The sequence below is a fragment of the Aureimonas glaciei genome, from assembly GCF_014643375.1.
Lineage (GTDB): Bacteria > Pseudomonadota > Alphaproteobacteria > Rhizobiales > Rhizobiaceae > Plantimonas > Plantimonas glaciei.
In genome coordinates, this window is record NZ_BMJJ01000004.1 from 273938 (window position 1) to 294361 (window position 20424).

Sequence of the window (20424 nt, forward strand, 5' to 3'; positions counted from 1 at the left end):
CGGGTGATCCCTACAACTTTAAACATAGGGTTAACGATACGGGCGGATTTGCAAAAATTCGGGCGCGGGAGACACGCTCCGTTCGTCATCCTGACGATACGCGAGGGCGAGCGCGCCCCGTGGCATTGCCGTCGCCGTGCCGGCCCGCGAGGGCAGCTTCGCTGCCGCTCGGGCGGCCGGCTGACTTAACCGATCCTACACCGAAAGCGCAGAGTTTAGGGAGACGTTCGACCCCGCCATCCAGCTGTCCCGGGAAAAAATCGCGCATGGCCGCCATCGCACCGCACGTCCTCGACGCCACCCCCGCGAAAGAGGGCGCCGCTCACTTATGCCCGTCGCGCGGTCGCCCGATCGACCTCGTCCATCTGACGCGCCAGACGCTCGGCGATCTGGCGCTCGAACGCGAGGTGCTCGGCCTGATGCAACGGCAGATCCTGGCCGTTGCCGACCGGCTGGATCTGGCGACGGAGGCCGAGCGGCGCCAGATTGCCCACGCGCTGAAGGGCACCGCCCGCAATGTCGGCGCCTTCGCCCTGTCGGCCGCGGCCGAAGCGCTGGAGACCGTGCCCGGCAGCCTGCCGGCCTGTGGTGCGCTGAAGGCGGAGATGCGGCGGGCCTCGGTGTTCATCCGCTCCCTCGGCGGCTGACGGCACCACCGGTCGCCGCACCGGCCCCGGTTGACTTGGCCGAAGGCGAACCGCTAACCAAAAGACCCTCGCGGAATTCCGCGCGAACCATCACAGCCGAGCGTTCTTCATGACCCAGATCACCTTCGTCACCCATGACGGCGCCCGTTACGTCGTCGAGGCAGCGAACGGCAGTTCGGCGATGGAAAGCGCGATCCGCAACTCGGTGCCCGGCATCGACGCGGAATGCGGCGGCGCCTGCGCCTGCGCCACCTGCCACGTCTATGTCGACGAGGCCTGGCGGGCGGTCGTCGGCGAGCCCGAGTCGATGGAGGAGGACATGCTCGATTTCGCCGTCGACATGCGGCCCAACTCGCGGCTTTCCTGCCAGATCAGGGTCCGGGACGAACTCGACGGTCTGGTTCTGACGGTGCCAGAGCGGCAGTCCTGAGACCGGCGCCGATCGGAAGAAGCCTGCCGGCGGCGCGTGCCGGCTCAGCGTTCCAGCGCGGCGTCCGCGACATTGGCCTTCAACAGCCGGCGCAACCGCATGTTCATCTCGCGGCCCTCCATGACGTCGAACTGCGCCTGCGCCTGCTGGTGCCAGGCCAGATAGCGCGCGCTGACGGCATCGACGCGGGCCTGCATGGCGTCGCAGTCGGGCTCCGGCGCGAGATTGCGCAGGGCCGATTCCATCTTTTTCACATAGCCGCGGGCGATATTGGCATGCTGCGCCTCGTGCCGGGCGATGTCGTCCGACAGCGTCTTCCAGATGATCGCCGTGGTCGCCGTGGCCGCCTTCGGCCGCGCCCATTTCGGCACGGTCTCGGTCACGTGCAAGGTGAGCGCCGTCGAGTCGACATGGCACGAACCGTCCTCGGGCTTGTACGTCACCTTGCCGCCGAACTTCACCGTGGTGGCGCCGGGATGGCGGGATCCGGTCGCGGACATCAACGGGCCCTTGCGGTCGAGATCCCGGTCCAGCTCCTCGAGCGTCGCGCCGCGGACGGTGAAATAGGTCGTCTTCTGCCGGATGTCGGCGGCGCTCGCCGGAAGGACGACCGCCAGGATCAGCACGAAGATCGGCAGGGGGCGCAGCATCGAGGCCTCCGGGGCGGGCAGAGCGGGCGAAATCCCACGCTAACGGAAAGCGCTTCTGATACAAGCGCCTCCGTCGATCACCATGGCAGGAGCGCGCGGTTTTCGCGCCAGATGGCAAAGAGGTCACAATGCAGCCGATAGCACCGCGCGGCGGAACCTGGAGCGTCGGGCAGGGGCGCCGTCTCGTCCTCGGGCCGAGGGCAACCATCATGGGCATCCTCAACGTCACGCCGGACAGCTTTTCCGACGGCGGGCGCTATGCCGGCGTGGAGGCGGCGGTCGCCGCGGCCCTCGCCATGGTCGCCGAAGGGGCCGAGATCATCGACATCGGCGGCGAGTCGACGAGGCCCGGTGCGACGCCGGTCGCCCCGCTGGAGGAGCAGCGCCGCGTCCTGCCGGTGATTGAGGCGCTGGCAGTGCAGTCGGACTGCCTGATCTCAGTCGACACCTACCGCGAAGAGACCGCGCGGCTGGCGGTGGAAGCCGGCGCGCACATCGTCAACGATGTCTGGGGCGCCCAGAAGGAGCCGGGCATCGCGCGTGTCGCGGCGGAAACCGGCGCCGGCATCTGCCTCATGCATACCGGCCGCGAGCGCGCCAAGCTGCCGGACGTGATCGACGACCAGCGGCTGTTTCTGACGGAGTCCCTCAGGATCGCCGCCGCCGCGGGCATCGCGCCGGAGGCGATCGTGCTCGACCCCGGTTTCGGCTTCGAGAAGGACGGACCGGAAAACATGCTGCTGCTCGCGCGCTTCGGCGAGATCATGGATCTCGGCTTCCCGCTGCTCGTCGGCACCTCGCGCAAGCGCTTCGTGCGCGGCATTATCGGCCGCAACGATCCCGAGCCGGACGTCGCGACCGCGGCGACGAGCGTCTTGATGCGCGAGCGCGGCGCCGACATTTTTCGCGTGCACAACGTTGCGGTCAACCGCGACGCCCTGGCGATCGCCGATGCCATGCGGGCCGCCGCGCAGGGAGCACGCTGGTGAGCGCGCGTGCGCTTTTGGGCATCGGCGGCAATATCGGCGACGTCGAGGCCAATATGCGCCGGGCGCTGACGACGATCGACGGGACGCCGGGGACACGCGTCGTCGCCGTCTCCCGGCTCTACCGGACGCCGCCCTGGGGCGTCACCGACCAGCCCTTTTTCTTCAACGCCTGCGCCGCCGTCGAGACGACGTTGTCGCCGCGCGACCTTCTGGAGCTCTGCCTGGCGACGGAGCGCGGGCTGAAGCGCGAGCGGCGCGAGCGCTGGGGGCCGCGCACCATCGATCTCGATGTTCTCGACTATGCCGGCCAGACCTACGAAGACGAGGCCCTGACGCTGCCGCATCCGCGGATCGGGGCACGGGCTTTCGTCCTGGTGCCGCTCGCCGACATCGCGCCCGAGACGGTCGTCGACGGCATGACCGTCACGGAACGGCTGGTCGGGCTCGACCGCGCCGGCATCGAGCCGGCGAACGCGGACGGCGCCTGGTGGCGCGAGCCGGACGAAGCGGCCCCTACTGCTCCAGCGCCGTCTGCTTGATCGTCGCTTCGCCGCGGGCGAGCCTCATGCCGAGCACCGGGACGAGGTCGTCGGCGACGCGCACCGAGATCGAGATGTTCATCTTGTCGCGGCCGTCGAGCTTGGCGATCATCGCGCCCTTCAGCTGCTTGCGGTCGAGGCCGACGACCATCTGGTTGCCGTCGACATTGCCGGAGATGATGTCGAGACCCTTGCCCTTGGCGCCATCGAGAAAGGCGCCCTTGTAGGTCACGCCCTGCTTGGTGACGTCGGCGCGCATCTTCTGCGAGAAGATGCCGACGCGGCAGGTGCCTTCGAGCGCCATGCCGACTTCGTTGCCGTGGGGCTCGCCGGTCAAGGTGCAGTTGAACTTCGTGCCCTTGTACTTGCCCGCGACGATCTCGCCCGGACCCGACCACTGGCCGACGACCCGGTCGAAGAAGGCGGTGTCGCCGCCGGCGCTGGCGGGCGCGACGACCAGCATCGACAGGGCGGCGGCAAGGGCGAGGCCGATGGTGGATGCAGGGGACATGGACAATCTTTCCAGGCGAAACGGGACGTCGCTTTGACCGTCCCTTTATCGCTCGGAACGGTTAACGACATGTTTCGATGGGGCTTTGTTCACGGTAACGTTGTCGTCGTCGCGGGGCGCTGCGCCGGTTTTGCATCACCGCCCAAGGTCGCCAGATCGCTGGCGAAATCGCCGATCCTCGGCCGCCTGGCCTGCAGGAACGGCAGCGGGCGGCAGAGGTCCATGGCGGCGAGGCCGATGCGGGCGGTCAGCAAGCCGTTCACCACGCCTTCGCCGAGACGCGCCGACAGGCGGGCGGCCAGGCCGTGGCCGACGACCTGGCCGAGGATGTTGTCGCCGATCGAGATCGACCCGGTGACCGCCAGGTGCCCGACGACGTTGCGCGTCAGCTTGATCAGGCCGAGCGTGCCCGGCCGGGCGCCGTAGAGTTCCGACATCTGGCGGATCAGCCGGACCGTCTGGAAAAGCACGAAGGCGACGTCGACGATCGCTTTCGGGCTGACCGCCGTAACCACCGAGACACGCTTGGCGGCGTCCAGAACCAGAGCGCGGGCCTTCACGTCGAGGGGCCCCAGCAGTTCGCGTTCGGCCACCGCGATCATGTCGCGGCCGTCGATCACGTCGTCGGCGAGGGCCGCCAGCCGGCGGCGTCCCTCGGCGGTCTCGGCCCGGCCGGACAGGAGCGAGACGAGGCCGGTGACGACGGTCTTCGCCTCGGCGGTGGAGTCCGCCTCGTAGGCGGCGAGCGCCGCGCGGCGTTCGCGGTCGACCGCGGCGAGGCGCAGCATGCCGATGGTTTCGCGCGCGGCGATGCCGAGGGCGCCCAAGGCCAGCAGCGCGGCCAGCGCCACGCCGAGCCATCCGAGCCAGTCGTCGCGCGCGAAGAGGTCGCGGACCAGCGCGTCGACCGCAAGGCCGACGGCCAGAGAGAGGAGGGCGCCCAGCGCGGCGATGAACAGCTTGGCGAAGGAGAAGCGCCGCGCCGGCTTTTGCTCCAGCCCGGCCGCTGCGAGCGCCGTATCCTGCTCGATCGCCTCGTCCGGCTCGAGCGTCAGCTGGCTGAGGTCGGACAGCGCGCGCGGCGTGCGCACCGCCTCCGCCTCGACGGTCTGCCGCCGCTCCGGCGTCTGCCCGTCCAGGCGGACGGCGGTGGGACGGCGGCCGGGCGGATCCTTCCTGTCGCTCATGCCAGTTTGTCCCCGATGAGATACTGCAAGGCGCGGTCGAGCCGGATATGCGGCAGCGACAGCGTGAAGCCTTCGGCCGTCTGTTCCAGCCGCGGCGGCTTGAAGCGCACGAAGGTGACGGGATCGAGGGCGGCATTGTTCCAAGGCCCGCCCGTCTCGAAGAGGCGCGCCGGATTGGCCGGCAGGTCACCGGGAAAGATCGCGGTCTCGCTCGAACCGTCGAAGGTCTGGCCGTCGATGGTCTCGCCGGCCATGGGCGTGCCGACGATCATCGGCAGGCGCTGGCCGTCCTGGGTGACGTTGGCCTCGTGCGTGGCGCGGATCGAGGCGAGCGCCAGCACCTCGGTCGTCGCGCCCGAAAATTTCGCCCGCGCGATGGCGTCGTCGACCAGGCGGCGGACGATGGATTCGAGCCGCGGATGGCTTTCGCGGTGCAGATGGTCGGCTTTCGTCGCGGCGATCAGGATGCGATCGATGCGCCGCGTCATGAAGGAGGAAAGCCAGCTCGTCTTGCCCGGCCGGAAGCAGACGAGGATATCCGTCAGCGCCGTCTCCAGGTCCCGGATCGCCTCCGGCCCGGCATTGATGGCCTGCATCACGTCGATGAGCAGGATCTGCCGGTCGAGCCTCGCGAAATGCTCACGGAAGAACGGCTTCACCACCACCGACTTGTAGGCGGCGTAGCGCCGCGCGAAGAGGGCGGCGATCGAGCCCTTGGGATAGGTGACGCTCCTGTCCACGGGCAGCGGCGCGAAGGTGAGCGCCGGCGATCCTTCCAGGTCGCCCGGCATCAGGAAACGTCCGGGCGGCAAGGTCGACAGGGCGGTCGTGTCGGCGCGGCATTCCCGCAGATAGCGGGTGAAGGCGGCGGCGAGACGCGAGGCCGTGGCCTCATCCGAGGGAGCGGACAGATCGGTCTCGGCCAGCAGCGCCAGGTATTCGCCCGCCATGGCGGCCCGCGCCGGCAGCTGCGCCCGCGCGATCGCCTCGGTGGAGAAAGTGGCAAAATCCTTGTCGAGCAGCGGCAGGTCGAGCAGCCATTCGCCGGGATAGTCGACGATGTCGAGCGACAGTTTTCCGGCCGAGAACATGCGCGACCAGCCGGACGCGGATTCGTATTCGATCGTCAGCCGCAGCTCGGAGATGGCGCGCGTCGACTGCGGCCATTGCCGCTCTTCCAGGATGGTGCGGATGTGGTCTTCATACTGGAAGCGCGGGATCGCCGCGTCCGGCTGCTCTTCGAGGAAGCTGCGGGCGATGCGTCCGCCGGACTGTGCCGTGAACAGCGGCAGCCTGCCGCCGTGCAGGAGATTGTGGACGAGCGAGGTGATGAAGACCGTCTTGCCGGCGCGCGACAGGCCGGCGACGCCGAGGCGCAGGGTCGGATGAAACAGCGACGCGGTCCGGTCGCCCAGATTGTCGAGAACGATGCGGGCTTCGTCGGTCAGGGATGTCATGGAGACGGGGCACTCGGTCTGGAGGCGGGTCCCGGCGATATAGGCAGGGCGAGGCGCCGGGGGTAGGGCAGGCCGCGCTCGCCAGGCCGGTACGGCAGGCGGGCTTACGCTTCCAGGTCGCGCGGGCGCAGCAGCCGGTGCAGGAAAGCGGAACCGGGCTTGATCGCATCGAGGCCGGTCGCGAAGGACAGCGTCGCGAGCGCCGCCGTCGGCATGCCTTCGCGCAGAAGCGCCAGGGATGCCGGATCGCCGTCGCCGGCAAGGTCCAGCGCGAACTCCTCGATCGACGGGTTGTGCCCGATGACGAGCGCCACGCGCGCCGCGCCGCAGTTTATGACCTCCTGGCGATAGGCCTCCGCGCCCTGTTCGTAGAGGGAGTCGCAAAAGACGATCCGGGCATGCGCGCCGAGATGCGGCTGGAGAGCGTCGAGCGTCTGCCGCGTGCGGGCGGAGGTGGAGCAGAGAACGACGTCGACGGCGGCGGCCTCGGCGGCGATCACCGCGGCGATCCGCGGCGCATCGCGCAGCCCGCGCGGATCCAGCGGACGCTGATGATCGCGCTGTCCCGGCAGGGCAACGGCGGCATGCGCATGCCGCAGGAGGTGGAGCGTGGTGAGGAGTTCAGTCGCCATGCCATCAGCTAGGCCGAAACCGGGCGGACAGGCAAACGAAACCGCCAGGGACCCAGGGTCGGACAATGCTTATGCAAGCTCGACACCAGTTTCTCAGCCTATCGTAGGAGTGACAACTCACAGCGATGTTCGCGGCTTCTGCCCGAATCGAAAAGCCAAATGAAACCCTCGCGTTAAAGCATAGGGATCATCATAAGGACTTAGGCAAAAGCGCTTGTCCCTCGCTTGAACCCTCGTTATAAGCACCGCCGTGGCGGCTTGAAGGAGACGGTATGAGCGAAACTCTATCTTTCGATGCAGGTCTCTCCGAAGAGGGCCCGTTCATGAACGAGCGGCAGCGGGACTATTTCCGCAAGAAGTTGCTGGCCTGGAAGGCCGATATCCTCCGCGAGTCGCGCGAGACGCTGGAAACCCTCGCCAACGAAAACGCCAACCTTGCCGACGTCGCCGACAGGGCTTCCTCGGAAACCGATCGCGCCATCGAACTGAGGGCCCGCGACCGCCAGCGCAAGCTGATCTCCAAGATCGACTCGGCGCTCGAACGCCTCGACGAGGGTACCTACGGCTATTGCGAGGAGACCGGCGAGCCCATCAGCCTGAAGCGGCTCGATGCCCGCCCGATCGCGACGATGTCGCTGGAAGCGCAGGAGCGCCACGAGCGCCGCGAGAAAGTCTACCGCGACGAATGACGGGCCGACACGCGTGCCCTGCGTGTTCCACCCGGTGAATACCCATGCCCGTTTCGACCCTCGGCGACGCCGTCTTGCCAAACGGCAGCCGACGATGGATCCGCCGGAGACCGCCTCTCTTTCACGAGACGGCACATCGCTAGGCCCGACCGCGGCCAGCAGCAGCCCTCACGCGGCATCGACCCGAGGGCATGATCCTCAAAGCGAGGCCAGCCTCGCCCCTCTCCCAATTTCCCAGATCGTGATCGGCTTCTCAGGGCGTTGATGCCCCCGGGCCGGCGGTCGGCCGTCCGCGGCCAACGTCAGGTTCATCGACCAGACAGGCCGGCCTCGCTCAGGATGCTCAGTGGCGGGCGCCCAGGCGATGACCCGGCTATGCCGCTCCGGCTTTATCCGCGTCCGCCGGCATTCCGACGGACGGGCCGGGCGACGCCGCGCTAGGGCGGGGCGCGGCCGGCGGCCGTGCTCAGCGCCGACTGCGGTCCGAGGTCTCGAAGTTAAAGTCGCCGAGCAGGCGTTCCATCTCTTCCTCCAGAGACAGGACACGGGGCGCCTTGTCCGGTGCCGGTGCCGGTGCCGGTGCCGGCTCCGCCGCCTTGGGCTCGTCGACCCGCACTTCCGGGGCCGCGTTGGCGGGCTCGTCGTTCCAGTGGACGTCGTCGAGGCCGAAATCGAGTTCGGCCGACAGGAAGTCGTCGAGACCGGCAAAGGCGTCCTCGGCCGGGGCGGCCGCCTTCTCGGGTTCCTGCACCGTCATCGGAGCCATCGGAGCGATCGGGGCGATGACGGTCGCGCGGTTGGGCTCGACCGGGCTGGGCGGGGCAGGCGCCTTCGCGGACCGGTCGGGGGACGGCGCCGGCATCGCGCGCGGGCCTGCCTGAATGGCGGCGGCGAAGCTTCGCACTTCCAGCGGCTTCCTATCCGGGGACGCTTCGGCCGGGGCCGGGGGGCGCTCGCCGACCGCGGCCGGCGCGTCGGTGGGCTCCGGCCGCCGGGACTCGGTCTTCGCCCTTTCAGCGCTGTCCGCTCCGGGTGTCGGCGACTCGGCGGGCGGCCTGGGCGTCATCGTGGGGGTCGGGCGGGCCCGAATGAGCTCGCGCTGGCGCTCCGCGGCCGCGATGACGGCCGACGACGGTTCGCCGGCGCGCGGGGCCATTTCCCGCATCGTGGGGGCGCGCTCGCCGCGCGGTTCGACGCTGTCCTGCGCTCCGCCGCGCCCTTCCGCCGACGGTCCGCCCCGATCGGCGACCGGCTCTGGCGCAGCTGTGGGAGAAGCGGGGACAGACTCGGCTGTCTGATTGGAATCCTGGCGGAACATCTGAGGTGACAGGTTGGAATAGGTGGGCGTCACCATCGACCGCGCCGGGGCCGCGGCGACCGTCACCGGACGACGGACCGGCTCGGCGGTGCTCGTCGCCGGCTCGCCCGCGCCCGTGATGGCGACGCGGGGCACACCGTTCTGCGCGGGGGTGGCAGGGCTGGTCGCCACGGGCGTCCGCGCCAGGGGCCGTGCGGAAAAGCCGGGATCGATCGCCGGGGGGCGGGGCTGCACCGGCCGCTCCGGCTCGGTCGGCCGTGCCGCCGACCGGCCTTCGGACGCGGGCGCGGCATCGCGTGCCCGTTCGCCGGCAAGAGGCGCCATATCGGCGGCCGGACGCGACGCCACGACCTGCGGCGCCGCTTCGCCCTGGACCCGCGACGAAGCGTCGGACCGTCCTGGGGCGGCGACGGGTGGCGCGGACTTTTCCGCCGCGGGCGTGGCTTCCGGTGTCGGCGCCGGTCCGCCCCGGTCGGCGACCGGCGCCACCGGCGGCGCTACCGGGATCGCGGCGGAAAAGGAGGGCTCCCGGCGCTCGGCCTCGACAGACTTGGCTTCGGGGGCGACCGGCGGTGCCACGGGAGCCGGCGGCTCGGCCCGCAGGACGGGCTCGACGCCGGTATCGACCGATGCGGCGGGGCCGTTGACCACGGGACCGCCGTCGTCGGCCGCGGCTGGCGGGCGCGGGACGGCGCGGGCCAGCGGACTTCCAGCTGCCGGCACGCCATTGCCAGCTGCCGGCACGCCATTGCCAGCTGCCGGCACGCCGTTGCGCGCCGGCCCGTTCGCGGGCTGCCGGGCTGGATGCGGCGCGGCGGCGGCGGCGGGCGCCAGTCGCTGCGGGGCCGCGGCGGGACGGCGCTCGCCCGCCGGGATATCGTCGGGACGGAAGGAGGGTTCGGTGCGCTGTGTCCTCGTGCCCGCGGCGACCCTGAGGATGTTGGCCTCGATCACCACGTCATTCTGGCCGCCGATCAGAATCAGGTGCTCGACCTCGTCCCGGCGCACCAGAACCAGCTTTCGCTTGGGATCGATGGGGGTGACGTCCATGACGGCGAGGCGGGGGCCCCGGCCTTTGGCGCGGTTGCCGATCTGGCCCCCCAGGGCGCGCATGGCGACCCAGATGACGACAAAGACGAGGATGACGACGATCGCAGCCGCCAGCACGAAGGAGGCGACCGGAGCCATGCCTTCGCCAACGAGATCGACGAGCCATTCACGCATACTGAACTCCCAGGGTAGAACAAGTTCATGGTAGACCGGAAATAAATCGTCAGGACAAGGGTATTTGCCGGCTCGAGCGGTGGAAAGCATGCGGTTAACAGCGTTGTTGCGCGCTTTGTTGGCCCCCGACGCCGTCGATCGGCGCGCCACACCCGGGCCGGTGCGCACGCCTTGCGGCCGGCACCGCCGCCTGTCTCCTGCGAAGCAGCGACGGCATCTTTCAGTCGACCTTTGCCTCGGATAGAGACACTATTGCAGGAGAGACGCGCGAAGCGGCGGATTCGTGCCGGGTCGGACAGTGGGTCCGCCCGCAATGCCGGGCGTTTGCAGCAGGGATTCGACATGCCATCGAAACGGATTGCGCGATGAACGGCGCCGCAACTGGCGCGACAGACAAGCCGCTCGTCGATCGCAGCACCAGCGCGGGCGCCGTCCGACGGCTGCTGCTGCTCGGCGGCGCGCTGCTGTTCTTTGCCGCGGGGCTGGCGCTGGTCGGCCATAGCTATGGCGCTTTGGCGCTTCTGGCGATCTTCGCGGTCCTGGCGATGGTCGGCATCGCCACGATCTTCGCGGTGGCCCTCGGGCTGATCGCCGTGGCTGGCAAGAGCGGCGACGGCAGCATCGCCAAGGATTTTCTCGATACGCTCGACGTCGGCACGCTGATCGTCGACGGCAAGGGCCGCATCGTCTACGCCAACCGTGCCTATGGCCGGACGACGGGCGCGGGATCGGCCACCGACGTCAAGACGCTGGAGCGCCTCCTTTCGCGCGAGCGCGACGCCTCGGAGGCGATCTACCGCCTCGCCAATCTCGCCCGCGAGAATGCCAGCGGACAGGAGGAGTTTCGCCTGTCGCGCAGCCTTTCCGGCGACGGCGAGGCCGGGCCGCGCTGGTATCGCACCTCCGTCCGGCCGATGGGCGGGCCTGCGGGCGCCGTCCAGGCCTGGCAGATCGCCGACATCACCGCCGAACGCGACGAGCAGGAGAATTTCTTCCAGGACCTGCAGCATGCGATCGACTATCTCGATCATGCCCCGGCCGGGTTCTTCGCCTCCGACCGCACCGGCCGCATCGCCTATATCAACGCCACGCTCGCCGACTGGCTCGGCGTCGACCTCGTCTCGTTCCGCCCCTATTCCCGCTCGATCGAGGATTTCGTGGCGCAGGAAGGCCTGGCCCTGCTCGACGTCGGGGCCGAGGAGGAGGATCCGAACGCCATCAGCGCCATCGATCTCGATCTGCTCGGCGCCAGCGGCAAGCGCCTGCCGGCCCGGCTGCTGCGCCGCGGCGGGCGCGGCCCGGACGGGGCGTTGGGACTGACGCGCACGATCGTCCTCAACCGCAGCCTCGACGGCGACGGCGCGAATGCGCTGGAGGCGGCGGAAGTCCGCTTCACCCGCTTCTTCAACTCCTCGCCCATGGCCATCGCCGCGCTCAGCGAAAGCGGCGAGGTGGTGCGCGCCAACCCCGCCTTCGCCAAGATGTTCGGGCAGACGGTGGCGACGGGATCGGGCCGGATCGGCGACGGCCTCAGGGCGGAAAGCTGGGAGGCCCTGCGCCAGTCGCTGACGCTGGCTGCCCGCCACCAGGCGGGCATCCCGTCGGTCGACGCGGAACTGGCCGGCGACAACCCCCGCTCGGTCCGGCTCTATGTGAGTGCCGTCTCCGACGTCAACGACGGCTCCGGCGAGGCGGTCATCCTCTACGGCGTCGACATCACCGACCAGCGGGCGCTGGAAGACCAGTTCGCCAAGAGCCAGAAGATGCAGGCCATCGGCAATCTGGCTGGCGGCATCGCGCACGACTTCAACAACGTCCTGACCATCATCACCGCCTCGGTCGACTTCCTGCTGCTCAACCATCGCGCCGGCGACCCGTCCTTCCAGGATCTCCTGTTGATCAAGCAGAGCGCTAACCGGGCGGCGTCGCTCGTCCGGCAGCTCTTGGCCTATTCGCGGCGCCAGACCATGCGCCCGAAGATGCTGAACCTCACCGACGTCATCGCCGACATGCATCTGCTCCTGAAGCGGATCTCGGGCGACCTGGTGAAGCTCGAGCGCCATCATGCGCGGGACCTCTGGCCCGTGATGGCCGATATCGGCCAGTTCGAGCAGGTGATCACCAACCTCGTGCAGAACGCCCGCGACGCCATGCCCGAAGGCGGCACCATCACCATCTCGACCCGCAACGTGCCGGAGGCCGAGATCAAGCGCCTCGGCTATGTCGAGATGACCGAGGGCGACTTCGCCCTTGTCGAGGTGGCCGATACCGGCGGCGGCATGCCCGACAAGGTGGCCGAGCGCATCTTCGAGCCGTTCTTCACCACCAAGGAGATCGGCAAGGGAACCGGGCTTGGCCTTTCCATGGTCTATGGAATCGTCAAGCAGTCCGGTGGCTTCATCTTCGTCGACTCGGTGGTCGGCAAGGGCACCAGCTTCCGCATCTTCCTGCCCCGGCATTTCCCGTCGGAAGCGGCGCTCGCCAAGGTGGAGGCGGGGCCGGCCGTACTGTCGGCCAAGGCCGACTTGTCGGGAACGGCCTCGATCCTTCTCGTTGAGGACGAGGACCATGTGCGCGCCGGCAATGTGCGGGCCTTGAAGATGCGCGGCTACGAGGTGCACGAGGCGGCCTCCGGCGTCGAGGCGCTGGAGGTGATGGAGGAACTCGGCGGCCGGATCGACCTCGTCGTCTCCGACGTCGTGATGCCGGAGATGGACGGGCCGACGCTGCTGCGCGAGATGCGTAAGGCGCGGCCGGACCTGAAGTTCATCTTCGTCTCCGGCTATGCCGAGGATGCGTTTGCCAAGAACCTGCCGGAGGGCGAGAAGTTTGGCTTCCTGGCCAAACCCTTCTCGCTGCGCGATCTCGCCATCGCGGTGAAGGAAATGCTGGACCAGTAGGGCGCCCGCCTCAGGCGCCTCGATCCCGAAGGCGCCCGCCTCAGTTGGGCACGGCCAGCGCCACGGCGATGCGGGCCGCCAGGCGCGCATTGGAGCCGACGAGGGCGATGTTCGTCTTCAGCGACTGCCCCTGGCTCAGCGCGAACATCCGCCCGAGCAGGAAGGGCGTCACCGCCTTGCCGGTGATGCCCGCGGCATGCGCCTCGGCGAGCGCGGTCGCGACATAGGCCTCGATGGTCGCGGTGAGGATCTCGTCCTCCGCCGTCACCGGATTGCCGATCAGCATGCCGCCCTCGATGCCGAGCGCCTGCCGCATCTTCTGGAAGGCGGCGATCGCTTCGGGCGTGTCGAGCCGGAGCGGCGCGGCTAGGCCTGACGAGCGCGACCAGAAGGCTGGAAACATGTCGCAGCCATAGCCGACGACCGGCACGCCCTTGGTCTCCAGCACTTCCAGCGTCTTCGGCAGGTCGAGGATCGCCTTGGCACCGGCGGAGACGACGATGACCGCCGTGCGCGCCAGTTCCTCCAGATCGGCGGAGACGTCGAAGCTCTCCGAAGCGCCCTGGTGGACGCCGCCGATGCCGCCGGTGGCGAAGACGGCAATGCCGGCGCGCTCGGCGGCGATCATCGTCGCCGCGACGGTGGTCGAGCCCGTCCGCCCCGTGGCGAGGGCGAAGGCGAGATCGGCGCGGGAAAGCTTCATCGCGTCCCCGGCGCGCGCCAGCGTGTCGAGTTCGCCGGCCTCCAGGCCGATGTGCAGCACTCCGTCCAGCACGGCGATGGTGGCCGGCTCTGCCCCCTCGGCCCGCACGATCGCCTCGACGCCCTGCGCCGTCTCGCCGTTCTGCGGGAAAGGCATGCCGTGGGTGATGATCGTCGATTCCAGCGCGACCACCGGGCGACCGGCGGCCAGCGCGGCGCCGACGGCGTCGGAGAAGCGGAAGAGGGCGGATTTCGACATCAACTGAATCCTTCAGGCGAGGGGGCTGGGCCGGGGCGCCGTCATGGCCGCGGCGATGGCGTGAATGGCGGCGACGCAATCCCTGGAGCCGTCGCTGTCGCTGGCGATGCGCCGGCTGGCTGCCGCCATGCCGAGCCTGACAGCCTCGACCAGCGGCCAGCCGTCGACGAAAGCGAGGGTGACGACCGCCGCCAGGGTGTCGCCCGCGCCGGTGACGTCCTGCAGCCGGGCGACCGGCGGCGGGGCCTGCAGTGTCACCGCGCCGTGGTCGAGGATGGCGACATCGGACGCACCGTCGGTGATGATGACGCGGCCGGCGCCCTTCTCGGCGAGGAGTTCGGCCAGGAGTGCGATGCCGGTGGACGTCGAGGCTTCGACGAGGCTGGCTGCCTCGGCCCGCGAGAGGAACAGAAGGGTCAGACCGGCGAGATGCTCGCCGAGCCGAACCGCCTTGGCCGGCGACACGCCGATCGCGGCGACCGGCCTGCCGGCGAAGGCGCCGAGGAGATGGTCGATCGCGGCGATCGGGAGATTGGCGTCGAGGATCAGCGCCTCGGCTCCGTCCATGAGAGCGCGCACGTGCCGTCGCGTGAAGCTGCGGCCGGACAGGAGGTCGTAGATCTTCATGTCGGCGATGCCGGCGACGAGATCGCCGCGGTCGTCGAGAATCGCGGTGTAGGTCGCGGTGCGGCGGTCGAGCCAGATCAGGCTGTGGTCAGTCATGCCGGCGGCCGCCACCGCCGCCTCGACGAGGCCGGCTTCGAGGTCGCCGCCGCGGGCCGACATCATCGACACCTCGGCCGAGAACATCCGCAAAGCGAGGCCCGCATTGAAGACGGCGCCCCCGACCGATTCGACCATGCTGCCGGGATTGGACGCCCGCGGCCGGAAAGTGCCGGCAGGGCGGGCGCGGCGATCGACATGGGCGGCGCCCGCGAGGAAGAATCTGTGCGGGCGAAGGGGCATGTCGATCCTTTTAGGAAAATCTTAACGAATGCCGGGCGACCGCCGGGACCGACTCATCAACGAAATTGAAGAACAAAGCGAGATCGGACTTGCCAATCCAGAACAAAACATGTACGAAGACTGCAGTGACGGCGCGATTGCGCCGCTGTACCCCGCGTGGAATAAGGTGGCTCTCCCATGGCACAGAAAAACCTACGGCTTGTCGAGGACCCATCGTTGGACAAGAATAAAGCACTCGACGCCGCCCTGTCGCAGATCGAACGCGCCTTCGGCAAGGGCTCGATCATGCGCCTCGGTGCCAATGAGAAGCTCGTCGAGATCGAGACCATCTCGACCGGCTCGCTCGGCCTCGACATGGCGCTCGGCATCGGCGGCCTGCCCAAGGGCCGGATCGTCGAGGTCTACGGGCCCGAGAGCTCGGGCAAGACCACGCTGGCGCTGCACACCATTGCCGAAGCTCAGAAGAAGGGCGGCATCTGCGCCTTCGTCGATGCCGAGCACGCGCTCGATCCGGTCTATGCCCGCAAGCTTGGCGTGGATCTGGAAAACCTCCTGATCTCGCAGCCGGACACCGGCGAGCAGGCGCTGGAGATCGTCGACACGCTGGTGCGTTCCGGCGCGATCGACGTGCTCGTGGTCGATTCGGTCGCGGCGCTGACGCCGCGAGCCGAAATCGAGGGCGAGATGGGTGATTCCCTGCCGGGCATGCAGGCGCGGCTGATGAGCCAGGCGCTGCGCAAGCTCACCGGCTCGATCTCGCGGTCGAAGTGCATGGTGATCTTCATCAACCAGATCCGCATGAAGATCGGCGTCATGTACGGCTCGCCGGAGACGACGACGGGCGGCAACGCGCTGAAGTTCTACGCCTCGGTCCGCCTCGACATCCGCCGCATCGGCGCGATCAAGGACCGCGAAGAGGTCACGGGCAACCAGACGCGGGTGAAGGTGGTCAAGAACAAGCTGGCGCCGCCCTTCAAGCAGGTCGAGTTCGACATCATGTACGGCGAGGGCGTCTCCAAGCTCGGCGAGCTCATCGATCTCGGCGTCAAGGCCGGCATCGTCGAGAAGTCCGGCGCCTGGTTCTCCTGCAACAGCCAGCGGCTCGGCCAGGGTCGCGAGAACGCCAAGCAGTTCCTGCGCGACAATCCCGACATGGCCGCCGATATCGAACTGGCGATCCGCCAGAATGCCGGACTCATCGCCGAGCAGCTGCTCGATGACGGCAAGGCCAGCGACGACGACGCCGACGCGTGATCGGTTGCGCCGCCTCCTCTCGAAGGAGGGGCGGCGGCGACGCAGGTGACCGTGAGGCCGGCGTCGACAGCAGAGGGTTGGGGAAGGGCGGGGCGCCAAGCGTTCCGCCCTTCGTCGTTTTCTGTTCCGGCGCGAAGCGCCGATGGACAGATATTGGAGCCGACGCTACAAAGCGCGGGCGCATGGCCTTTCGCCGGCGTCTCATCCCGGAGCTTCGCTTCGCGGCGCGGGTTCCGCGGCCGCGGGGGCCGATTGCTCCGCTCGTTCATCGCATCGCAACGGCGCGCGGGACCGTCCCGCGAAAGCCGTCGGTGCGCCTGGCATCTGAAGGTCTTGCATGAGTGGCGTGAACGAAATCCGGTCGACGTTTCTCGACTATTTTGCCGAGAACGGCCACGCGAAGGTCGCCTCGTCGCCGCTGGTGCCGCGCAACGATCCGACCTTGATGTTCACCAATGCCGGCATGGTGCAGTTCAAGAACGTCTTCACCGGCGTCGAGAGCCGGCCCTACAACCGCGCCGTGACCTCGCAGAAATGCGTGCGCGCCGGCGGCAAGCACAACGATCTCGACAATGTCGGCTACACCGCGCGGCACCACACCTTCTTCGAAATGCTCGGCAATTTCTCCTTCGGTGACTATTTCAAGGAGAACGCCATCGAGTTCGCCTGGACGCTTTTGACGAAGGAGTTCGCGCTCGCCAAGGATAAGCTGCTCGTCACCGTCTACCATGACGACGAGGAGGCGGCCTCGCTGTGGAAGCGCATCGCCGGCCTTTCCGACGACCGCATCATTCGCATCGCGACCTCCGACAATTTCTGGTCGATGGGCGAGACCGGCCCCTGCGGCCCGTGCTCGGAAATCTTCTACGACCATGGTCCCAAGATCTGGGGCGGGCCGCCCGGCAGCGCCGACGAGGACGGCGACCGCTTCATCGAGATCTGGAATCTCGTCTTCATGCAGTACGAGCAGATCTCGGTCGAGGAGCGGGTCAGCCTGCCCAGGCCGTCGATCGACACCGGCATGGGGCTGGAGCGGCTCGCCGCGGTGCTGCAGGGCGTCCACGACAATTACGATATCGACCTGTTCAAGGCGCTGATCGGTGCCTCGGTCGAGCTGACCGGCGTTCCGGCGGAGGGCGACAACCGCGCCAGCCACCGCGTCATCGCCGACCATCTGCGCTCCTCCGCCTTCCTCATTGCCGATGGCGTCCTGCCGTCGAACGAGGGCCGCGGCTACGTCCTGCGCCGCATCATGCGCCGCGCCATGCGTCACGCCAAGATGCTGGGCGCGCGCGAGCCGATCCTCTACCGTCTGTTGCCGGTGCTGGTCGCCGAGATGGGCCGTGCCTATCCCGAGTTGGTGCGCGCCGAAGCGCTGATCGCCGAGACCTTCAAACTGGAGGAGAAGCGCTTTCTCGTCACCCTCGACCGCGGCCTGTCGCTTTTGACCGACGCCACGGAAGGCATGGGCACGGGCGCCAAACTGTCCGGCGAGACCGCCTTCAAGCTCTACGACACCTACGGTTTTCCGCTCGATCTGACGCAGGACGCGCTGCGCCAGCGCGGGATCGAGGTCGATGTCGACGCCTTCAAGACCGCAATGGAGCGGCAGAAGGCCGAGGCGCGCAAGAGCTGGACCGGTTCGGGCGAGACGGCGTCGGAAACCGTCTGGTTCTCGATCCGCGACCGCGTCGGGGCGACGGAGTTCCTCGGCTACGACACCGAGACGGCCGAGGGTGTCGTCACCGCGCTCGTCGTCGACGGCAAGGAAGTGGCTTCCGCGAATGTCGGCGACGAGGTCTCGATCGTGGTCAACCAGACGCCCTTCTACGGCGAATCCGGTGGCCAGCAGGGCGATGCGGGCGTAATGCGCGGCGAAGGCGTCAAGGTCGAGATCGCGACCACGCAGAAGCTCGTCGGCGGTAGCCTCTTCGTCCACCGCGGGAGGATCGTCGAGGGCACACTGAAACAGGGCGCGGCGCTCGAACTCGTCGTCGACCATGCAAGGCGTTCGAAGATCCGCGCCAACCATTCGGCGACGCACCTTCTTCACGAAGGCCTCCGCGAGATCCTCGGCACGCATGTGGCGCAGAAGGGCTCGCTCGTCGCGCCGGAGCGGCTGCGCTTCGACTTCTCGCACCCGAAACCCATCGAGGCGGCGGAGCTCGCCGAAGTCGAGCGCCTCGCCAACCGCATCATCCTGCAGAATACACCGGTGACGACGCGGCTGATGACGGTCGACGACGCGATCGCCGAGGGCGCCATGGCGCTGTTCGGCGAGAAATACGGCGACGAGGTCCGCGTCGTCTCCATGGGCGTCGCCGAAGAGGGCGAGAAGGCCGGCCGGACCTATTCGGCCGAGCTCTGCGGCGGGACGCATGTGCGCGCCACCGGCGACATCGGTCTCGTCCACGTCGTCGCCGAGACGGCGGTCGGCGCTGGGGTGCGCCGCATCGAGGCGCTGACCGGGGACGCCGCGCGCGCCTATTTCATCGAGCAGGACGAGCGCGTCCGCCGCATGGCCGCGGCGCTGAAATCCTCGCCGGCCGAGGCCGCGGAGCGGCTCGAGGCGCTGGTCGAGGAGCGCAAGCGCCTCGAGCGCGAGGTCACCGAGATGCGCAAGAGACTGGCGCTGGCCGGCGACGGCGGCGGTTCCGCCGGCGCGACGGCCGCCAAGACCGTGGCAGGCGTCGGCTTTCTCGGCCGGGTGCTGCAGGGCGTCGGCGCCAAGGACCTGAAGGGCCTCGTCGACGAGGCCAAGACGGGCCTCGGCTCCGGTGTCGTAGTCTTCGTCGGCGTGGCCGAGGGCAAGGCCAGCGTCGTCGTCGGCGTCACCGCCGATCTCGTCGACCGGCTCGACGCGGTGACGCTGGTACGAGCGGCGAGCGAGGCGATCGGCGGCAAGGGCGGCGGCGGCCGCGCCGACATGGCCCAGGCCGGCGGCCCGGAGGCCGACAAGGCCGATGCCGCGGTGGCGGCGGTCGAGGCGGCGCTGGCGGGCTGAGGATCAGGAGGGGAGAGCCTTTTCCGTTTAGGCGGCCGGTCGCGCCGAACGCCCAAACCCTCATGCTGAGCCTCTCGAAGCACGAGGGTCGGCACCCCGCTGAAGCGCTGTGCCGCAGTCCTCGTCCTTCGACAGGCTCAGGATGAGGACTGGAGCCGGTCGCGCTGACCTCCTCACCCTCATGGTGAGCCTGTCGAACCACGAGGGTCGGCACTCCGCTGAAGTGCGGTGCCGCAGTCCTCGTCCTTCGACAGGCTCAGGATGAGGAGTGGAGCCGGTTGCGCTGACCTCCTCACCCTCATGGTGAGCCTGTCGAACCATGAGGGTCGGCACTCCGCTGAAGTGCGGTGCCGCAGTCTTCGTCCTTCGACAAGCTCTGGATGAGGGCGGGAGCCGGTTGCGCTGAGCGCCCAAACCCTCATGCTGAGCTTGTCGAAGCACGAGGGTCGGCACCACGCTGAAGCGCCCTGCGCAGTCCTCCTCCTTCGACGGGCTCAGGATGAGGACTGAAAACGGTTTGCGCCACGCTGCCGGTGCTGCCGAATCCCGTTGGCTTCTTTTGAACAGCTTACGACGAAAAAGCCCGGCATCGCTGCCGGGCTTTGATCGTTCGACAAAGAGGCGATCAGGGCGCTCGCGCCCTAGACGCCTGGATCAGTCATCGTAGACCGTCAGCTGCGTGATCGCGGCGGCGTCGAGCGCGAGCACGACGCGCTGGCCGTCCATGGTCAGGCTCTCCAGCGGCACGACGCGGTCGTCGTCGCCCTGGACGAGGTCGTCCTCGAAGTCGACGCTGACCGAGGTCGGGGCCTGCGCAGTGGTGCCGAGCACCTCCTCGATGTCGCCGATCTTCGTGCCGGCGGCGTCGTAGACGTCCATGTCGTCCAGCGCGTCCGCGGTGACGTTCAGCGCCGGGATCATGACGGCGTCGTCGATCTCGACGTAAGCGGCCTGGGCGAAGGCGGCGGTGGTGGACAGAAGTCCGGCGAGCAGGAAGGCGGCTGGCTTGGCGAAAGTCATTCTCGGCTGTTCTCCATTAACGGTGTGGAAGCCCAATGCGGCAGCG

General features: G+C 68.7%; 17 protein-coding genes. 8 read left to right on the forward strand and 9 right to left on the reverse strand.

Translation table 11 applies throughout. The annotated features are described in order from the left end of the window. Positions 1–266 precede the first annotated feature (266 nt). Together IEX88_RS10540 and IEX88_RS10545 are read left to right on the forward strand one after the other, a co-directional pair. On the forward strand, positions 267–647 hold the full coding sequence (locus tag IEX88_RS10540) for an Hpt domain-containing protein (protein WP_188850566.1): 381 nt from the start codon (positions 267–269) through the stop codon (positions 645–647). A gap of 109 nt (positions 648–756) precedes the next feature. Continuing rightward, positions 757–1077 carry a 2Fe-2S iron-sulfur cluster-binding protein gene (locus tag IEX88_RS10545; protein ID WP_188850567.1) on the forward strand — a complete coding sequence of 107 codons (321 nt, stop codon included), beginning with the start codon at positions 757–759 and terminating at the stop codon, positions 1075–1077. A 44-nt stretch (positions 1078–1121) separates the two neighbouring features. On the opposite strand, the gene IEX88_RS10550 is transcribed toward IEX88_RS10545, so the two are convergent. Further along, positions 1122–1727: a DUF922 domain-containing Zn-dependent protease gene (locus tag IEX88_RS10550; protein WP_188850568.1), complete on the reverse strand. Its 606-nt coding sequence runs from the start codon at positions 1725–1727 to the stop codon at positions 1122–1124. 128 nt (positions 1728–1855) lie between these two features. Between IEX88_RS10550 and folP the strand changes: the two genes are divergently transcribed. Together folP and folK are read left to right on the forward strand one after the other, a co-directional pair. Next, positions 1856–2716 carry a dihydropteroate synthase gene (gene folP, locus IEX88_RS10555; RefSeq protein ID WP_188850569.1) on the forward strand — a complete coding sequence of 287 codons (861 nt, stop codon included), beginning with the start codon at positions 1856–1858 and terminating at the stop codon, positions 2714–2716. Further along, positions 2713–3255, forward strand: coding sequence for a 2-amino-4-hydroxy-6-hydroxymethyldihydropteridine diphosphokinase (gene folK / locus IEX88_RS10560; protein ID WP_188850570.1), 543 nt, complete (start codon positions 2713–2715; stop codon positions 3253–3255). Before folP ends, folK begins: the two co-directional genes overlap by 4 nt. Here the strand turns inward: folK and IEX88_RS10565 are convergent. The 4 genes from IEX88_RS10565 to IEX88_RS10580 form a co-directional block, all read right to left on the reverse strand. Further along, on the reverse strand, positions 3230–3766 hold the full coding sequence (locus IEX88_RS10565; protein ID WP_188850571.1) for a hypothetical protein: 537 nt from the start codon (positions 3764–3766) through the stop codon (positions 3230–3232). The two genes, folK and IEX88_RS10565, sit on opposite strands and share 26 nt — an antisense overlap. 89 nt (positions 3767–3855) lie before the next feature. Continuing rightward, positions 3856–4953 (reverse strand): YcjF family protein, encoded by a 1098-nt coding sequence (locus IEX88_RS10570; protein WP_188850572.1) that lies wholly within the window; start codon positions 4951–4953, stop codon positions 3856–3858. Next, the gene (locus tag IEX88_RS10575; protein WP_188850573.1) at positions 4950–6410 is read right to left on the reverse strand and encodes a YcjX family GTP-binding protein; all 1461 of its coding nucleotides are present in this window, start codon (positions 6408–6410) and stop codon (positions 4950–4952) included. Before IEX88_RS10575 ends, IEX88_RS10570 begins: the two co-directional genes overlap by 4 nt. A 104-nt stretch (positions 6411–6514) precedes the next feature. Further along, positions 6515–7042 (reverse strand): SixA phosphatase family protein, encoded by a 528-nt coding sequence (locus IEX88_RS10580; protein ID WP_188850574.1) that lies wholly within the window; start codon positions 7040–7042, stop codon positions 6515–6517. A 272-nt stretch (positions 7043–7314) separates the two neighbouring features. Here IEX88_RS10580 and dksA point away from each other — a divergent pair, with 272 nt between their 5' ends. Continuing rightward, on the forward strand, positions 7315–7731 hold the full coding sequence (gene dksA, locus IEX88_RS10585) for an RNA polymerase-binding protein DksA (RefSeq protein WP_188850575.1): 417 nt from the start codon (positions 7315–7317) through the stop codon (positions 7729–7731). A gap of 466 nt (positions 7732–8197) precedes the next feature. On the opposite strand, the gene IEX88_RS10590 is transcribed toward dksA, so the two are convergent. Continuing rightward, a complete protein-coding gene (locus IEX88_RS10590; protein ID WP_188850576.1) occupies positions 8198–10273 on the reverse strand; it encodes a flagellar biosynthetic protein FliO in 2076 nt (691 codons plus the stop codon). Positions 10274–10638: 365 nt separating this feature from the next. On the opposite strand from IEX88_RS10590, the gene cckA reads away from it, so the two are divergent. Further along, positions 10639–13173, forward strand: coding sequence for a cell cycle histidine kinase CckA (gene cckA / locus IEX88_RS10595; protein ID WP_188850577.1), 2535 nt, complete (start codon positions 10639–10641; stop codon positions 13171–13173). 40 nt (positions 13174–13213) lie between these two features. Here cckA and IEX88_RS10600 read toward each other — a convergent pair whose 3' ends face one another. Beyond that, positions 13214–14134: a pseudouridine-5'-phosphate glycosidase gene (locus IEX88_RS10600; protein WP_188850578.1), complete on the reverse strand. Its 921-nt coding sequence runs from the start codon at positions 14132–14134 to the stop codon at positions 13214–13216. A gap of 12 nt (positions 14135–14146) precedes the next feature. Then, a complete protein-coding gene (locus IEX88_RS10605; protein ID WP_188850579.1) occupies positions 14147–15100 on the reverse strand; it encodes a carbohydrate kinase family protein in 954 nt (317 codons plus the stop codon). Between the two features lie 177 nt (positions 15101–15277). On the opposite strand from IEX88_RS10605, the gene recA reads away from it, so the two are divergent. Both recA and alaS read left to right on the forward strand, forming a co-directional pair. Continuing rightward, on the forward strand, positions 15278–16354 hold the full coding sequence (gene recA / locus IEX88_RS10610; RefSeq protein ID WP_188850580.1) for a recombinase RecA: 1077 nt from the start codon (positions 15278–15280) through the stop codon (positions 16352–16354). 337 nt (positions 16355–16691) lie between these two features. Then, positions 16692–19358, forward strand: coding sequence for an alanine--tRNA ligase (alaS, locus tag IEX88_RS10615; protein WP_188850581.1), 2667 nt, complete (start codon positions 16692–16694; stop codon positions 19356–19358). A 654-nt stretch (positions 19359–20012) separates the two neighbouring features. On the opposite strand, the gene IEX88_RS10620 is transcribed toward alaS, so the two are convergent. After that, a complete protein-coding gene (locus IEX88_RS10620) occupies positions 20013–20378 on the reverse strand; it encodes a PRC-barrel domain-containing protein (RefSeq protein WP_188850582.1) in 366 nt (121 codons plus the stop codon). Positions 20379–20424: the final 46 nt, after the last annotated feature.

Coding starts and splice junctions, on each gene's coding strand:
- IEX88_RS10540 (WP_188850566.1), top strand. CDS start 267: ATGGCCGCCATCGCACCGCACGTCCTCGACGCCACCCCCGCGAAAGAG.
- IEX88_RS10545 (WP_188850567.1), top strand. CDS start 757: ATGACCCAGATCACCTTCGTCACCCATGACGGCGCCCGTTACGTCGTC.
- IEX88_RS10550 (WP_188850568.1), bottom strand. CDS start 1,727: ATGCTGCGCCCCCTGCCGATCTTCGTGCTGATCCTGGCGGTCGTCCTT.
- folP (WP_188850569.1), top strand. CDS start 1,856: ATGCAGCCGATAGCACCGCGCGGCGGAACCTGGAGCGTCGGGCAGGGG.
- IEX88_RS10565 (WP_188850571.1), bottom strand. CDS start 3,766: ATGTCCCCTGCATCCACCATCGGCCTCGCCCTTGCCGCCGCCCTGTCG.
- IEX88_RS10570 (WP_188850572.1), bottom strand. CDS start 4,953: ATGAGCGACAGGAAGGATCCGCCCGGCCGCCGTCCCACCGCCGTCCGC.
- IEX88_RS10575 (WP_188850573.1), bottom strand. CDS start 6,410: ATGACATCCCTGACCGACGAAGCCCGCATCGTTCTCGACAATCTGGGC.
- IEX88_RS10580 (WP_188850574.1), bottom strand. CDS start 7,042: ATGGCGACTGAACTCCTCACCACGCTCCACCTCCTGCGGCATGCGCAT.
- dksA (WP_188850575.1), top strand. CDS start 7,315: ATGAGCGAAACTCTATCTTTCGATGCAGGTCTCTCCGAAGAGGGCCCG.
- IEX88_RS10590 (WP_188850576.1), bottom strand. CDS start 10,273: ATGCGTGAATGGCTCGTCGATCTCGTTGGCGAAGGCATGGCTCCGGTC.
- cckA (WP_188850577.1), top strand. CDS start 10,639: ATGAACGGCGCCGCAACTGGCGCGACAGACAAGCCGCTCGTCGATCGC.
- IEX88_RS10600 (WP_188850578.1), bottom strand. CDS start 14,134: ATGTCGAAATCCGCCCTCTTCCGCTTCTCCGACGCCGTCGGCGCCGCG.
- IEX88_RS10605 (WP_188850579.1), bottom strand. CDS start 15,100: ATGCCCCTTCGCCCGCACAGATTCTTCCTCGCGGGCGCCGCCCATGTC.
- recA (WP_188850580.1), top strand. CDS start 15,278: ATGGCACAGAAAAACCTACGGCTTGTCGAGGACCCATCGTTGGACAAG.
- alaS (WP_188850581.1), top strand. CDS start 16,692: ATGAGTGGCGTGAACGAAATCCGGTCGACGTTTCTCGACTATTTTGCC.
- IEX88_RS10620 (WP_188850582.1), bottom strand. CDS start 20,378: ATGACTTTCGCCAAGCCAGCCGCCTTCCTGCTCGCCGGACTTCTGTCC.